At 61.4% G+C, this 15001-nt stretch carries 12 protein-coding genes and 1 other RNA gene; 4 read left to right on the top strand and 9 right to left on the bottom strand.

Features of this window, described 5'->3' with window-relative positions; all coding sequences use genetic code 11:
• The first annotated feature begins 48 nt into the window (after positions 1-48).
• From fnr to NJC38_RS00150, 3 genes are all read left to right on the top strand, one after another.
• Positions 49-783 carry a fumarate/nitrate reduction transcriptional regulator Fnr gene (gene fnr, locus NJC38_RS00160; protein WP_045489840.1) on the top strand — a complete coding sequence of 245 codons (735 nt, stop codon included), beginning with the start codon at positions 49-51 and terminating at the stop codon, positions 781-783.
• Between the two features lie 237 nt (positions 784-1020).
• Positions 1021-1569: an adenine phosphoribosyltransferase gene (locus NJC38_RS00155; RefSeq protein ID WP_045489838.1), complete on the top strand. Its 549-nt coding sequence runs from the start codon at positions 1021-1023 to the stop codon at positions 1567-1569.
• A 319-nt stretch (positions 1570-1888) separates the two neighbouring features.
• Entirely contained in the window at positions 1889-2695 is an 807-nt protein-coding gene (locus tag NJC38_RS00150; protein WP_253110083.1) for an NAD(P)-dependent oxidoreductase, read from the top strand.
• Between the two features lie 92 nt (positions 2696-2787).
• Here the strand turns inward: NJC38_RS00150 and NJC38_RS00145 are convergent, their stop codons facing one another.
• The 5 genes from NJC38_RS00145 to dnaX form a co-directional block, all read right to left on the bottom strand.
• Positions 2788-4092 carry an MFS transporter gene (locus NJC38_RS00145; RefSeq protein WP_253110081.1) on the bottom strand — a complete coding sequence of 435 codons (1305 nt, stop codon included), beginning with the start codon at positions 4090-4092 and terminating at the stop codon, positions 2788-2790.
• A 463-nt stretch (positions 4093-4555) separates the two neighbouring features.
• Entirely contained in the window at positions 4556-5158 is a 603-nt protein-coding gene (recR, locus tag NJC38_RS00140) for a recombination mediator RecR (RefSeq protein WP_045489836.1), read from the bottom strand.
• A gap of 62 nt (positions 5159-5220) precedes the next feature.
• A complete protein-coding gene (locus tag NJC38_RS00135; protein WP_253110079.1) occupies positions 5221-6255 on the bottom strand; it encodes an NADP-dependent oxidoreductase in 1035 nt (344 codons plus the stop codon).
• Between the two features lie 130 nt (positions 6256-6385).
• Positions 6386-6712 (bottom strand): YbaB/EbfC family nucleoid-associated protein, encoded by a 327-nt coding sequence (locus NJC38_RS00130; RefSeq protein WP_045489832.1) that lies wholly within the window; start codon positions 6710-6712, stop codon positions 6386-6388.
• 64 nt (positions 6713-6776) lie between these two features.
• On the bottom strand, positions 6777-8921 hold the full coding sequence (gene dnaX / locus NJC38_RS00125; RefSeq protein WP_253110077.1) for a DNA polymerase III subunit gamma/tau: 2145 nt from the start codon (positions 8919-8921) through the stop codon (positions 6777-6779).
• Positions 8922-9093: 172 nt separating this feature from the next.
• Here dnaX and NJC38_RS00120 point away from each other — a divergent pair, with 172 nt between their 5' ends.
• Complete coding sequence (locus tag NJC38_RS00120; RefSeq protein ID WP_045489828.1) at positions 9094-9837, top strand: transporter substrate-binding domain-containing protein; 744 nt, start codon at positions 9094-9096, stop codon at positions 9835-9837.
• On the opposite strand, the gene NJC38_RS00115 is transcribed toward NJC38_RS00120, so the two are convergent.
• The 4 genes from NJC38_RS00115 to ligA all read right to left on the bottom strand — a co-directional run bounded on the left by NJC38_RS00115 (position 9813) and on the right by ligA (position 14981).
• Entirely contained in the window at positions 9813-10556 is a 744-nt protein-coding gene (locus tag NJC38_RS00115; protein WP_253110075.1) for a GNAT family N-acetyltransferase, read from the bottom strand. The genes NJC38_RS00120 and NJC38_RS00115 overlap by 25 nt on opposite strands.
• Positions 10557-10742: 186 nt before the next feature.
• Positions 10743-10839, bottom strand: an RNA gene (ffs, locus tag NJC38_RS00110) — signal recognition particle sRNA small type.
• A 217-nt stretch (positions 10840-11056) separates the two neighbouring features.
• Positions 11057-12220, bottom strand: coding sequence for a putative zinc-binding metallopeptidase (locus NJC38_RS00105; protein ID WP_253110073.1), 1164 nt, complete (start codon positions 12218-12220; stop codon positions 11057-11059).
• A gap of 400 nt (positions 12221-12620) precedes the next feature.
• Positions 12621-14981, bottom strand: a complete 2361-nt coding sequence (ligA, locus tag NJC38_RS00100; RefSeq protein ID WP_253110071.1) for an NAD-dependent DNA ligase LigA — start codon at positions 14979-14981, stop codon at positions 12621-12623.
• Between the last annotated feature and the right edge of the window lie 20 nt (positions 14982-15001).

The following is a 15001-nucleotide window of genomic DNA, read 5'->3' as shown; positions in this document are numbered from 1 at the left end:
GAGTTACCCTTACATCCTATGTGTGCTTCTCCCACAAGGAATCAAGTGATGTCCGAGCCAGTCAAGGTACGTGCTCATAATCAGGCTCACTGCAAGGATTGCAGTCTCGCCCCGCTGTGCCTGCCCCTCTCGCTGAACATGGAAGATATGGATGCGCTGGACCAGATCGTCAAGCGAGGCCGTCCTTTGAAGAAGGGTGAGTTCCTGTTCCGTCAGGGCGATACGTTCGAGTCAGTCTACGCCGTGCGCTCAGGCGCCCTGAAAACCTTCAGCATCAGTGACGGCGGCGCCGAACAACTGACCGGTTTCCACCTGCCCAGCGAGCTGGTCGGTATGTCGGGCATGGACGCCGAAGCCTATCCGGTATCGGCCCAGGCACTGGAGACCACCTCGGTGTGTGAAATCCCCTTCGAGCGTCTCGACGAGTTGTCGGTGCAACTGCCGCAACTGCGCCGCCAGTTGATGCGCGTAATGAGCCGGGAAATTCGTGACGATCAACAGATGATGCTGTTGCTGTCGAAAAAAACCGCCGATGAGCGTATCGCGACCTTTCTGGTCAACCTGTCGGCGCGCTTCCGTGCCCGCGGTTTTTCGGCCAACCATTTCCGCCTGAGCATGTCGCGCAACGAAATCGGCAACCATCTGGGCCTGGCCGTGGAAACCGTATCGCGGGTCTTTACCCGCTTCCAGCAGAACGAGCTGATTGCCGCCGAAGGCAAGGAAATCCACATCATTGACCCGATCCAGCTGTGCGCCCTGGCCGGTGGCGCGATGGAAAGCTGAGCCACTGCCGGTTGCACGCTGAAAGTTGAGAACAACTGGGCGCCTCTAAAAACGTAAGCGAGGCAGCCAGCGCAAGGCGAAGACAGGCGAAGAAGCAGAGTTTACGGGTTGTAAATGAGCATTCTGAGCCTGGCTTCAACGCAGCGATGGCAACGTAGGTAGTTTTTAGAGGTGCCCAACTGCGATCCAGAGCAGCACGGCTTATACTGTCGGGCAAACCTGTTCTGGATTGTACGCATGTCTTTCGATGTCTCCCTGCTCAAGTCCCATATCCGGCCTGTCGTGGACTTTCCCAAGCCCGGTGTGGTGTTCCGCGATATCACCCCGCTGTTCCAGTCGCCCAAGGCGACCCGCCAGGTGATTGATCATTTCGTACAGCGCTATATCGACGCTGATTTCAACCAGATCGGTGTGATGGACGCGCGCGGCTTTCTGATCGGCTCGGTGGTGGCTTACGAGTTGAACAAACCGCTGGTGCTGTTTCGCAAGCAAGGCAAGTTGCCGGCCGACGTGTTGTCGGAGGGTTACCAGACCGAATACGGCGAAGCCTTTCTGGAAGTGCACGCTGACAGCCTGTGCGACGGCGACAGTGTGGTGCTGTTCGATGATCTGATTGCCACGGGCGGCACGCTGACGGCGGCGGTTAACCTGATTCGCCGCATGGGCGCCAGGGTTCATGAGGCGGCGGCGATCATCGACCTGCCGGAGCTGGGTGGCTCAAAACGCCTGAATGACCTGCAGGTGCCGACCTTCAGCCTCACCAGCTTTGCGCTGGATGAGCTTTGAGCTGACGTGCAGCGGTAAGAGCGGCGCCCTCCGATAAAATCCGGGTCGCTCGCAGACTCAGCGCCAGACACGTGATGTGGGAAGGCGCTCTGCTCGCGAAGAGGCCGGATCAGAATAGCTTCTACAAATAATCGTGGTCCGGCACTCCGGCAACCGGAGCGCCGGGGCAGCATGTTAACGGCCTGCCCCACCCTGGCTACACGACCAAAGGCTGGCCTGCCGTGCTGGAACAGTCGTTGACAGGCGCTTTTGCGGCCATGGATAATTTCCAAGTCATACGATAACGCACAACATTAATAACAGTTAGGTAACCCTGGCGATGACTACTCCCCGCTTCAACCGCCTATTGCTCACGGGAGCTGCCGGCGGGCTGGGCACCCTGCTGCGTGAACGCCTCAAGGGCTGCGCCGAGATCCTGCGTCTTTCCGATATCAGCGTAATGGCCCCGGCTGCTGGCCCCCATGAAGAAGTGGTGACCTGTGATCTGGCCGACAAGGCTGCCGTTCACGAACTGGTGGCTGGTGTGGATGCCATCGTGCATTTCGGCGGTGTGTCCACCGAGCACTCCTTCGAAGCCATACTCGGCCCGAACATCTGCGGCGTGTTCCACATCTACGAGGCAGCGCGCAAACACGGCGTCAAGCGGGTGATCTTCGCCAGCTCCAACCACACCATCGGTTTCTACCGGCAAGACGAGCGCATCGACGCCCACTCGCCCCGTCGTCCGGACAGCTATTACGGCCTGTCGAAGTGCTATGGCGAAGACATGGCCAGTTTCTATTTCGACCGCTACGGCATCGAGACGGTGAGCATCCGCATCGGCTCATCGTTCCCGGAACCGAACAATCGGCGCATGCTGTGCACCTGGCTGAGCTACGACGACCTGGTGCAGCTCATTGAGCGCGGGCTGTTCACTGCCGATGTCGGCCACACCATCGTCTATGGTGCCTCCGACAATACGCCACAGTGGTGGGACAACCGCCATGCCGCGCACCTCGGCTATACACCCAAGGACAGCTCTGAGCCATTTCGCGCCAAGGTTGAAGCGCAGCCAGCACCCGCGGCTGACGATCCGAGCATGGTATACCAGGGCGGGGCCTTCGCGGCGGTCGGCCCGTTCGACTGAACCCTGCGTTCAAGGGCCGGCATGCAGAAGCCTGATATTGCTGCTCTGAAACAAAGAACCCCGCCATTTGGCGGGGTTTGTCGTTACATCAATCAGTGACCGGGCGTGAGCGTCCCGCCGCTGGCCAAAGGCGCTTCACGGACAGGTTCGCTGCGAATCTCCCGCGCAACCTTCCAGACCAGCACCGCAGCAACGATATCGAAGGCTGCGAGCACTACGAACAGCGGGCTGTAGCCAATCTGGGTAACCAGGATGCCGAACACCAGGGTGAACACTGCGGCGCCCAGGTAACCGAACATGCCGCCCATGCCAGTGGCAGTCGCCACCTGGTCTTTGCTGAAAGAGTCGGAGGTGATTGAGTACAGCGCGCCAGACAGAGTCTGGTGCGCGAACCCGCCGATGCACAGCAGCAGGATGGCGGTGTAAGGGCTTTGCACCAGACCGATGCAGGCCGGGCCGATCATGCAACTGGCCCCGAACACCAGGACCATCTTGCGCGAGGTGAACAGCGAGACCTTGAAGTGGCGATGAAAGAACGGGCTCAGGTAACCGCCCAGTACACAGCCGATGTCAGCCGCCAGGAACGGCAGCCAGGCGAACATGGCCACTTCCTTGATGTTCATGTGCCGCTCGGTCATCAGGTACAGCGGGATCCAGGCGTTGAAGGTCTGCCAGGCCGGCTCGGAGAGGATGCGTGCCGAAGCGATGGCGTAGAAGTTGCGCTCTTTGAAGATGCGTTTCCAGGCGCCCTTCTCACGCTTCTCGACTTTAAAGTGGGACTCCTGACCGCTCAGGATGTAGTCGCGCTCGGCCTCGCTGAGGCGCTTTTGGTCGCGCGGGTGCTTGTACAGCAGCATCCACGCCACAGTCCACACCACCCCGGAGCCACCGACCACCAGAAAGGCCAACTGCCAGCCGCTGTGCAGGATCGCCCACACCACCAGTGGCGGTGCCAGCAATGCGCCCAGCGAGGAACCGATATTGAACCAGCCGATAGCCACTGAGCGTTCCTTGGCCGGGAACCACTCGGTAGTGGCCTTGACCCCCGCCGGCAGGCCGGCTGCTTCGGTGATACCCAGTAAGCCGCGCATGAACGCCATGCTCTGCCAACCCGTGGCCAAGGCCGCACCGGCACAGGCGACCGACCAGGCCAGGGCAAACACCGCAAAGCCCAGTTTGGTACCGATGAAGTCGATGATCCAGCCGGCGACCGGCTGCATGAACGCGTAGCAGAGCTGCCAGGCAGCGACGATCTTGGCGTATTGCTCGGTGGTGATCGACAGATCGGTCATCAACGTAGGCGCGGCCACGGACAGGGTATTGCGGGCTAGATAGTTGACCACCAGGCCAGCCGTCACGAGGCTGACCATCCACCACCGGATGCCTTTTATTTTCATGTTTCACCTGAATTATTTTTAGATTGCTGGTGATCGCCCCTTACCGTCTTCCAGCGACGAGGCAATTTGTTTCAAAATAATTCTGGCATGATATATGTTATCGTACAACGCATTTTGAAAGCGCGCCGACATCGACTAAAGGCTTATATACCGGAGGTTTTCGGAGGTACGGCGAAATGCCCCGGCGAGGGCAAAGAGCTTTCTATGGGTGTGGTTGTACGACCAATGCAGTGGTTTTTCGGCGAGACGTGGTGGGCTCGAGCCTGGTCGCGAAAGCTGCGCAAGATATATCGCTAATGCGCCGCCGCCTTCGTTGGCGACCGGCCGGCGCTCCGGTTGCCAACGAAGACGGCGGCACATTCGCAGCAGATGTAGTGTTTTTACCGGCCTCTTCGCGAGCAGACCGGGGCGCCGGCCGGCTCTTCCCACTGGGTCCGCAGTGCTTACCTGAACAGCATTGGGCTTACAGGGTAATCGGCTTGCGCCCGGCAAAGGAATGCGCGAGGGTGCCGCCGTCGACCAGGTCCAGCTCGCCGCCCAGCGGTACGCCATGGGCGATGCGTGAAGCGATCAGGCCTTTGTCGTTGAGCAACTGGGCGATGTAGTGCGCGGTGGCTTCGCCTTCGACAGTGGGGTTGGTCGCCAGGATGACTTCCGTGAAGGTGCCCTGGCTGTCGATGCGCTCGATCAGTTGTGGAATGCCGATAGCCTCGGGGCCAAGCCCATCGAGGGGCGACAGGTGGCCTTTGAGGACGAAGTAACGACCTCGATAGCCGGTCTGCTCCACCGCGTACACGTCGGTCGGCCCCTCCACCACACACAGCAGCGTATCGTCGCGGCGCGGGTCGGCGCATTGCGGGCAGAGGTCTTGTTCGGTCAGGGTCCGGCAGCTCTTGCAGTGCCCGACCCCGTCCATGGCCTGTTGCAGCGCCAGTGCCAGCCGCGAGCCGCCGCTGCGATCACGCTCCAGCAACTGCAATGCCATGCGCTGGGCGGTCTTCTGGCCGACGCCTGGCAACACACGAAAGGCATCGATCAGTTGGCGAATCAGGGGGCTGAAGCTCATGAACAAAGATCCCGGATAATCGAAAGACGCGGTTTATACCCGCGCCTTGTCGTCAGCGTCAATCAAAGCCGGGAAACCTCGACCACCAGTTTGCCAAAGTTGCGCCCCTCAAGCAGGCCGATCAACGCCTCTGGCGCAGCTTCCAGACCCTGTACCACGTCTTCGCGGAACTTGACCTTGCCGCTGGTGACCAGCGGGGTCATGGCGTCGATGAACTCCTGACGACGGCTGGCGTATTTCTCGAACACGATGAAGCCTTCGATGACGATGCGCTTGGTCAGCAGCGTACGCATCAGCAATGGCAACTGATCGGGGCCAGCAAATTCGCCCTGAGCGTTGTACTGGGCAATCACCCCGCACAGCGGAATACGCGCACGTGGATTGAGCAGCGGCAGCACCGCTTCGAAGACCTTGCCGCCCACCAGTTCATAGTAGACATCGATGCCCTTGGGGCAGGCCTCGGCCAGTTCACTGGCAAAGTTCTCGCTGCGGTGGTCGATGCAGGCATCAAAGCCCAGCTCCTGGACCACATAACGGCATTTGTCCGTGCCACCGGCCACACCGACCACCCGCAGGCCGTGCAGCTTGGCGACCTGACCTACCACTGAGCCGACCGCGCCGGACGCCGCCGCGACCACCAGGGTTTCGCCGGCCTGAGGTTTGCCGATGTCCATCAGGCCCATGTAAGCGGTCATGCCTGGCATGCCGAGCACACCCAGCGCCAGTGACGGGTTGGGCAAGTCGGCAGGCAGCTTGATCAGGGCCGAACCATCGCTGATGCTGTGGCTCTGCCAGCCGGTCTGGCCAACCACCAGGTCACCGGGCTGAAACCGCGAGTCCAGCGACTGCTCAACCACACTGACCGCACCACCTTCCATCACCGCATCAATCGCCACCGGATCGGCGTAGGACGGCGCGTCGCTCATCCGGCCACGCATGTAGGGGTCGAGGGACAGATACAGAGTACGCAGTTGCACCTGGCTGCCCTTGAGCTCTGGCAGTGCTTCACGCTCCAGACGAAAGTTCTCCGGAACCGGACGGCCTTTCGGGCGTGAAGCCAGCACAATACGTTGGTTGAGGATCAGCTCTTGGGTCATCGGGACCTCTCCTTGAATGCATTGGGGGTATAAAAAGCAGACCACCTTCGCCGTCTGATGTTCGATCAACAATGGCCAGAAAGCACGATGCCAGGGCAAGCCTGGCATCGTGTACAGCAGTGAACGGCCGTCAGAACGGCAGCTTCATGCCTGGCGGCAGCTGCATGCCAGCAGTCATGCTGGCGGTCTTTTCGGCACTGGACTGCTCGATCTTGCGTACCGCGTCGTTGACGGCGGCGGCGATCAGGTCTTCGAGCACTTCCTTGTCTTCCTGCATCAGGCTGTCATCCAGCGTGATGCGCTTGACGTCGTGACGGCCGGTCATCACCACGCTGACCAGGCCTGCGCCCGACTGGCCGGTGACTTCCGCGTTGGCCAGCTCTTCCTGCATCTTGGCCATTTTTTCCTGCATTTGCTGGGCCTGCTTCATCAGGCCAGCCATGCCACCTTTCATCATGGGATATCTCCTCGAAATAGGGGGTTACTTGGTTTGCACGCCGTCACTGACAGCGTGCCGTCAATCATTGCGCGGCGTCCACCGGAGTGATCGTATCTTCACGCACCACCGCGCCAAACTGCTGCATCAGCTGCTGGATCAGCGGATCGGCGTGGATCGAGGCCACCGCCAGGCGCTGACGTTCGGCACGCCGACGTGACGCCGCTTGCGCCGGGGTTTCCTGCTGCGGACGGATCAGCTCGATAGTCAATTGGATCGGACTGCCGTGGTACTGGTTCAACGCCTCACTCAAGCGCCGCTGCTGGGTCGAGTTGAACAGCGCGCCGTGCCCAGGGTCCAGATGCAGCAACCAACGGTCGCCCTCAACGCTGATCAGCGTGCAGTTGGCGGCAATACTGCCGGTCAGGCCAGAAATCGGCAATTGCGCAAAGATTTCCAGCCATTGCGCGGCAAGCCCGGTGGCCGGCATTGCCGCCGGTTCAGGCTCAGGCTCCGGGGCTTCATCGGCGTGCACATGATCCTGGGCCAGCTCGTCCAGGTAGCTGAACGAGGCCGGGTCGATATCGATATCCGGCTCGACATAATCGTCATCCTGCGGCGGCTCGTCATCACGCTGCTGCGGGGCCGACAGGTAGGCGCTGTCGGGGATGTCTTCGAGCGCACCGGCACTGCGCTGCGCGAGCGCCTCAGGCTCGACCACTTGCGGCGCATCCGGCACCGGACTGGCCGGCGTGGGCACCGGCATCGACGGCAGCTCGGGAGGCTCGGCGACGGTGTCCAGCACCGGCTCAGGAGTGATCGGCGTGGCCGGGACTGGCTGGGCACTGGCAGGCGAGTCTTCCCACGGCAGATCAACGACCTCGGCAGCCTCGACGACTGGCTCAGGCGCCATAACCGGCGCAGGCTCAACCACCGGAGCAGCCGCGGGCTCAGGCCGGGCAATGGCCGGCTGGGCCGCCTGCGGTGCCGGGCGGGCGGGCTCGATGGCGGGCGCCGGTGCCGGCGCGGACTGTTGGCTGGCGGCAGAGACCGGGCTGACCGCGGCGGCCGGTGTCGGGCGGGGATCAGCCTTGGCCTGGCTGACCCCCACTGGCTTTAACGCCTGGCTCGGCGCATCGCTGCTGTCGGCGGGACGAAATGCCAGCATGCGCAGCAGGACCATCTCGAAACCACCTCGCGGGTCCGGTGCCAACGGCAGGTCGCGGCGGCCGATCAGGCCCATCTGGTAATAGAACTGCACGTCTTCGCCGGGCAGGGTCTGGGCCAACGCCAATACCCGGTCGCGGTCACCATGGCCGTTATCGACCGCCTTAGGCAACGCCTGGGCAATCGCCACCCGGTGCAGCACGTTAAGCATTTCCGCCAGCACGCCGTTCCAGTCAGGGCCTTGCTCGGCCAAGTGGCGCACGGCTTCAAGCAGCGCCCGGGCATCGCCTGCGAGCAACGCACCGAGTACGTCGAACACCTGACCATGGTCCAGGGTGCCGAGCATCGCCCGCACGTCAGCGGCCAACACCTTGCCCTCGCCGAAGGCAATCGCCTGGTCGGTGAGGCTCATGGCATCACGCATCGAGCCGTCGGCGGCGCGGCCCAGCAGCCACAGGGCATCCTCTTCAAACGGCACGTTCTCGGCACCGAGCACATGACTCAAGTGCTCGACCACCCGCTCCGGGGTCATGTTCTTCAGGGAAAACTGCAGGCAGCGCGACAGAATGGTGGCCGGCAGCTTCTGCGGATCAGTGGTCGCCAGGATGAATTTGACGTAGGGCGGCGGCTCTTCCAGCGTTTTGAGCAAGGCATTGAACGAGTGACTGGAGAGCATGTGCACTTCGTCGATCAGGTAGACCTTGAAGCGCCCGCGGCTCGGTGCGTACTGCACGTTATCCAGCAGTTCACGGGTGTCTTCGACCTTGGTGCGGCTCGCGGCGTCGATCTCGATCAGGTCGACAAAGCGCCCTTCGTCGATTTCCTGGCACACCGAGCAACTGCCGCACGGGGTTGAAGTGATCCCGGTTTCGCAGTTCAGGCACTTGGCAATGATCCGCGCGATGGTGGTCTTGCCCACCCCGCGCGTACCGGTAAACAGATAAGCATGGTGCAGCCGCTGACTGTCCAGAGCGTTGATCAGGGCCTTGAGCACATGGGTCTGGCCGACCATTTCGCGGAACGAGCGCGGACGCCATTTACGTGCAAGAACCTGATAACTCATTGAAATCCGTCGCGACTGGTAGCAGAAAGACCGCCAATGCTAATGGAGGAAGGCTAAAATTGCATCTGCTCTCGGCTACCCTGAGCAGCGAGAGTACGAACAGAGCCCGATCTACACTGTCAGAATCTTTGCCGATGCCGTCAATTCAATCCGTTGATCCCCGCGAGGCTCCATGCACCGCATTCTGCTGAGCCTGTTATTGCTGGTCAGCCAGGCCAGCACGGCCAATGAGCCTGCGCTGCGGTTTGCGGTGTCCGAAAGCTGGTCGATGCCACTGGCCGAGATCGACGAACATCAGCCTACTTCCGGCATTCTGTTCGATATCATGACCCGCGTGGCACAGCAGGTCGGGCGCCCGGCCGAATTTCATGTGTTGCCGCGCCTGCGCATCCAGGCCGCCCTGGAAAGCGCAGAAATCGACGTGCGCTGCTACACCGCCAAAGCCTGGATCACACCCTTGAAAGGTGATTTTCTCTGGAGCCAGCCGATCCTGATCCAGCGTGACCTGCTGCTTGCCTCGCCGGTCACCGTCGGCCCTTACCCGGACCAGTTCGACAACGAAGTGGTCGGCACCGTGCTGGGCTATAACTACCCGCAACTGCAACACTTGTTCGACCGCCACAATCTGGTGCGTGAAGATGCGCGCAACCAGGAGCATGTGCTGCGCAAATTGGTAGCCGCTCGCTATAACTATGCAGTGAGCAACGAACTGACGATGAACTGGATCAACCGTGAACTGCCCGCCGCGCAGCGCCTGAAAGTGGTGTCAGTAATCAGCGAACAGCCCACCGCCTGCGTGGTACGCAACGACCCGGCACTGCCGGTCAGGCAGATTCTGGACAGCTTGCAGAACATGACCGAATCCGGAGAGATTCAGCAGATCATCGAGCGTTACACGTCCGTACCCGGCGCCTGAACCAGGCGCAGCGGCCGCCGGTCGGCATTCAACGCGCCCTCGCCCAGCCGCTCGGCTACCAATGCATCGGCCTGGCGCGCCAGGCGATCAAGGTTGCGGTCACGGCTCTTCTCGGCATCGATCATCGCTCGCCGACCATGACGGTTAAGCAGGTAAGCGTGGATCTGTTGCACTTGCTCGCTGCGGTAGATCGGCTCGACATCCAGCACCGCCAGCCGCCCATCGGAACTGCGCGAATGGCTGTTCATCAACACCTGCGGCCCGCGCGCGCCCAGCACCTGAAAGCCCAGTGCCTCAAAGCATGGCACCTTGCTGGCAAAACAGGCCAGTTCGGCGTGCGGATAACGCGCCAGCATCGCCGCCAGCATGCCCCGCGCCACACCCTGCCGACGCCGGCTGGCCAGCACCGCCATATAGGCGACCGCGCAAGCCTGGGGATCGTCTTCATAAGGCAAATAGAGCAAAAAGCCGACGACCATGGCCGGATCTTCAGCATCCAGCGCCAGTACCAGCTCCACCGACAACCCCAACGACCCGTCCATGGCTTCCTGATACCGGTTGACCTCAAAGCCGACCCCGTACTGGTACAGCGGGTACAAGGGGTTGCTGGGCAAGATGCCCGCCATGCCGATATCGGTCACGTAATCGACGACCATCTGCATGATCTGGTTCTTGATCGACTCGGGCGGCGGGTTTTCCAGACGGGTGATGGTGAACATGAATATAGAAAGGCTCGCGGTGGACTGGGCGGCATGATAACCCGGTTATGAGCCTGAAAGAGGCGTATTGGCGCGACAACAAGCCCGGCCGAAGACATACTCACGATTGACGGAGATGACGGTACTAATGGCCTGAGATTTGTTTTAAGCAAAGACGGCTTGAACAAGCCTTGAGAAAGGTGGCAACCCCACCAGCCACACCCCGGCACACAATGTTCCCGCTATGGCTGCTTCCTTCCGGACCTGACCAGGTTAACGGGTAATCGTTGCGGGGGGACCGGTGGGGTCACCATAACGCAGCTCGCCATCAGCGAGCCGCGCCATTGTACCGGTCTGACGCGAAGTTACAACCTTTGATTGAGATTAAAAATTTTAAGGGCTTCAAGCACTTGGGTGCTGGCGGTGGCGGCGGTTCAGACGATGAAGATGCATTGCCCCAACCGGCCTTTTCGCGAGCGAGCTCGCTCCTACCAGGCTCGACGCTGTCCCTTGCGAGTTCTTCAGACCTGCACCACCTCATCCGCCTTGCCGCCCGCTTCCTGGATCACCAGGTGGATAAAGTGCAGCTTGGCGATCACTGCCGGGGTCAGGACGAAGGGGTAGAAGTCCGGCTGGCCCATGCTGCGCGACAGTTCGTTAAGCATGCTGGCCAGTTCAATCCAGGCGTTGACGAAGGCCAGGAACGCAGGACCGCCGGGGTGCTGCGGCTGGTAGAGGGTGTCGAGCGGGAATGGCTGGTAGTCCAGCTCCATGTCACGGGCGCTCATGCCAAAACCCAGTGCAGTGTCGACCGCATCGACCATGTGCAGGTAATGCGCCCAGGTTTCGGCCCAGTCTTCCCAAGGGTGCATGGTGGCGTAGGCACTGACATAGCGGGCCTGCCAGTCGGCAGGTGCACCATTCTGGTAATGCCGCTCCAGCGCATCGGCGTAGCTGGCTTGCTCGTCGCCGAACAACTGGCGAAACGGCGCTTGCCAGTGAGTATTGGCAATCAGCCGGTCCCAGTAGTAGTGGCCGACTTCATGGCGAAAATGCCCGAGCAAGGTCCGATAGGGTTCGCGCATCTGCACCCGCACCGCCTCACGGTGAGCGTCGTCGGCCTCTTTGATATCCAGCGTGATCAAACCGTTGGCGTGGCCAGTGGTGGGCTTGCGGCCCTCCAGGTCGATGCCGATGAAGTCGAAGGCCAGGCCGCGCTGTTCATCCACGCTCTTGGGAATGACCTTCAGGCCCAGGCCGATCAGCTGCGCCACCAAGCGCCGCTTGGCGGTCTCGACCTTGCGCCAGCGCTCGTGGTTTTCCGGGATGCTCATGTCAGGGATGGTGCGATTGAGGCTGCAGGCCACACAGAAGTCTCCGGCATCGTGCACCGGCAGCAGCCAGTTGCAGGCCGCCGGCGTTGCCAGGTTGGCGCAGCGCCGATAAACACCCTCGCCCGCCTCATCCGCAACCCGCCAGCTACCGGCTTCACCGGCCGGTTCCAGCGCCACGACCCGGCCCTGCTCCGGCAGCCAGCCAAGCGCGGCTTCGCAGGCCAGGCATTGGGTATTGGGGAAAAACACCGACTGGCCGCAACGGCACTGCCAGACTTTGCTATTGCGCCGGGTTTCACCGATGAACGGCGCGGCGATGCGCGAACTCAACTGCTCGAAGAACTGGAACATGGCGGATTCCCCTGTAGGCCTGCATGACTAGATCATGGGTGTTTACAGGGGTTCCGTTTATTCGCTGCCTGGTTTAGGGGCTGTTGCCGTTTCATCACAACCGCGCCGAGGTCTGTTTTGTCGGCCAGCATAGAGGTCACTCTGTTGGAGTGCGTGTGACAAAACAGCCACGGCCCTGCGGGTTGCGCCCCAAATCGCGTCATGCGTCGTTGAAGGACTTGAAAAGGGAGCGACCATTTCCTGCGCCCTTCGCCTCGCCTGACACGATTTGGCGCTGCAACGCGGCCTGCACTGAAACGGCAACAGCCCCTACTGACAACTGCCACAACAGGTTTAACGATACAGCGCCCCATTCGCTCCCGCAGAGGCAGCATGAGCGCCGCAAAAAAGCCATGCCGCGTCAGACGCTGATGCCCTGCCCGGCCAGAAACTCAACGAAAGCATCTTCATCCAGCACCTTGACCCCCAGCTCGTTGGCCTTGGTCAGCTTGGAGCCGGCACCGGGGCCGGCGACGACGGTGTGGGTCTTGCCCGACACTGAGCCTGAGACCTTGGCACCGAGGCTTTCCAGTTTGTCTTTAGCGATGTCGCGGCTCATGCGCTCCAGCGTGCCGGTCAGCACCCAAGTCTGACCGGCCAGCGGCAAGCCTTCGACCACTTTCTTTTCGCTTTGCCAGTGCATGCCGAAGTCCTTGAGCTGGGCTTCGATGGCCTGGGCGCGCTTGACGTTGTCTTGATTGGCAAAGAACTCACGCACCGAGTTGGCCTGTTTCTCTGGCAAAGCCTGGCGCATGTCCAGCCAGTCGGCCTGTAGCAGGCCCTCCAGCGAGCCGAAACGCTCGGCCAGCTTCTGCGCACCGCCCGGCCCTACAAACGGGATGTGCAGCTTGTCGAGCAGGCTGCCCAGGGTCGCACTGGCGGCGAAGTCCGCGCTCAGTTCGCCTTCGTCCTGCAGCTTCAGGCCCCGCTCGCCCAGTAAGGCGTCGATGACGTTGCGGTTGTGCTGGTCTTCGAAGAAGTTGTGGATCTCGTGGGCCACTTCCAGGCCGATGTCCGGCAGGTAGGTGAGCACTTGTGGCAAGGCCTGCCTGACCCGCGCCAGCGCGCCCAGCGAGCGGGCCAGAACCTTGGCGGTCTCTTCACCGACATCCGGGATGCCCAACGCGTAGATAAAGCGGGCCAGCGGCGGCTGCCGGCTGTCGTCAATGGCCTTGAGCAGCTTGTTGGTCGACACCTCGGCAAAGCCTTCCAGGTCGATGATCTGCTCGTACTTGAGTGCGTACAGGTCCGCTGGCGAGCCGATGAGTTTTTCATCGACCAGTTGCTCGATGGTCTTGTCGCCCAGCCCTTCGATATCCATGGCGCGGCGCGATACGTAATGGATGATGGCCTGTTTGAGCTGTGCACCGCAGGCCAGACGGCCAATACAGCGATACACCGCGCCTTCACTAAGGGTTTCCTTGCCCTTGCTGCGCTTGACCAGCTGGGTGCGCTCGACATGCGAGCCACACACCGGGCAGGCTTCTGGCACTGCGACCGGCCGGGCGTCCTCGGGGCGCCGCTCGGTGACCACTTGTACCACCTGCGGAATCACGTCACCGGCCCGGCGGATAATCACGGTGTCGCCAATCATCACCCCCAGACGGGCCACTTCATCCATGTTGTGCAGCGTGGCGTTGGACACCGTGACCCCTGCCACCTTGACCGGCTTGAGGCGTGCTACAGGCGTGACTGCGCCGGTGCGGCCAACCTGAAATTCCACATCCAGCAGTTCGGTCAGCTCTTCGAGGGCCGGGAATTTGTGAGCAATGGCCCAGCGCGGTTCACGGGCACGAAAGCCAAGTTCACGCTGATAACCCAGGTTATTGACCTTGAACACCACGCCGTCGATTTCATAGGGCAGGGTTAAACGCCGCTCACCGATATCACGGTAGTACTCAAGACACTGCTCAACGCCATCAGCCAGTTTCAATTCGCGGCTGACCGGCAACCCCCAGGCTTTAAGTTGCTCAAGTACACCTACATGCGTGTCGGAAATATCTGCAGTGACCTGGCCCAGTCCATAACAGCAGAACTCCAGCGGGCGACTGGCAGTGATCTTCGAATCCAGCTGCCGCAGGCTGCCAGCCGCCGCGTTACGCGGGTTGGCAAAGGTCTTGCCACCCACTTCGGCCTGGCTGGCATTGAGTTTTTCGAAACCGGCCTTGGACATGAACACTTCACCGCGCACTTCAAGCAGCTCAGGCCAGCCCGTGCCGTGCAACTTGAGCGGCACATTGCGAATGGTCCGTACGTTGACACTGATGTCTTCACCGGTCGTGCCGTCACCACGGGTCGCGCCGCGCACCAGTGCGCCATCACGGTACAGCAGGCTGACCGCCAGACCATCGAGCTTGGGTTCGCAGCTGTACTGCACCGTGGCACCGCCGCCGAACAGATCGCCGGCCGGCAAATCCAGCCCTTCAGCGACCCGCCGGTTGAAGTCCAGCAGGTCGGTTTCTTCAAAGGCATTGCCCAGGCTGAGCATCGGCAGCTCATGACGGACCTGGCTGAACGCGCTCAGGGCAGCACTGCCGACCCGCTGGGTGGGCGAATCCGGGGTCACCAGATGCGGGTGGTCGGCTTCCAGCGCCTTGAGTTCATGAAACAGTCGGTCGTATTCGGCGTCCGGGATGCTCGGCTCGTCCAGCACGTGATAGCGGTAGTTGTGCTGATCCAGCTCTGCACGCAGTTCCAGGATTCGGGTCTCGACTGCCTTCATGGGAAGTGTTCTCTCAATCT

It is taken from the genome of Pseudomonas sp. 21LCFQ010 (assembly GCF_024129905.1).
In the GTDB taxonomy this organism is placed as follows: domain Bacteria; phylum Pseudomonadota; class Gammaproteobacteria; order Pseudomonadales; family Pseudomonadaceae; genus Aquipseudomonas.
This window is presented reverse-complemented; position numbering and strand designations above follow the sequence as displayed.

What these genes read in the sequence shown, in the direction of transcription:
- NJC38_RS00105 (WP_253110073.1), bottom strand. Translation starts at nt 12,220, where the DNA reads ATGTTCCAGTTCTTCGAGCAGTTGAGTTCGCGCATCGCCGCGCCGTTC.
- NJC38_RS00115 (WP_253110075.1), bottom strand. Translation starts at nt 10,556, where the DNA reads ATGTTCACCATCACCCGTCTGGAAAACCCGCCGCCCGAGTCGATCAAG.
- NJC38_RS00120 (WP_045489828.1), top strand. Translation starts at nt 9,094, where the DNA reads ATGCACCGCATTCTGCTGAGCCTGTTATTGCTGGTCAGCCAGGCCAGC.
- NJC38_RS00145 (WP_253110081.1), bottom strand. Translation starts at nt 4,092, where the DNA reads ATGAAAATAAAAGGCATCCGGTGGTGGATGGTCAGCCTCGTGACGGCT.
- NJC38_RS00150 (WP_253110083.1), top strand. Translation starts at nt 1,889, where the DNA reads ATGACTACTCCCCGCTTCAACCGCCTATTGCTCACGGGAGCTGCCGGC.
- NJC38_RS00135 (WP_253110079.1), bottom strand. Translation starts at nt 6,255, where the DNA reads ATGACCCAAGAGCTGATCCTCAACCAACGTATTGTGCTGGCTTCACGC.
- NJC38_RS00130 (WP_045489832.1), bottom strand. Translation starts at nt 6,712, where the DNA reads ATGATGAAAGGTGGCATGGCTGGCCTGATGAAGCAGGCCCAGCAAATG.
- fnr (WP_045489840.1), top strand. Translation starts at nt 49, where the DNA reads ATGTCCGAGCCAGTCAAGGTACGTGCTCATAATCAGGCTCACTGCAAG.
- NJC38_RS00155 (WP_045489838.1), top strand. Translation starts at nt 1,021, where the DNA reads ATGTCTTTCGATGTCTCCCTGCTCAAGTCCCATATCCGGCCTGTCGTG.
- recR (WP_045489836.1), bottom strand. Translation starts at nt 5,158, where the DNA reads ATGAGCTTCAGCCCCCTGATTCGCCAACTGATCGATGCCTTTCGTGTG.
- ligA (WP_253110071.1), bottom strand. Translation starts at nt 14,981, where the DNA reads ATGAAGGCAGTCGAGACCCGAATCCTGGAACTGCGTGCAGAGCTGGAT.
- dnaX (WP_253110077.1), bottom strand. Translation starts at nt 8,921, where the DNA reads ATGAGTTATCAGGTTCTTGCACGTAAATGGCGTCCGCGCTCGTTCCGC.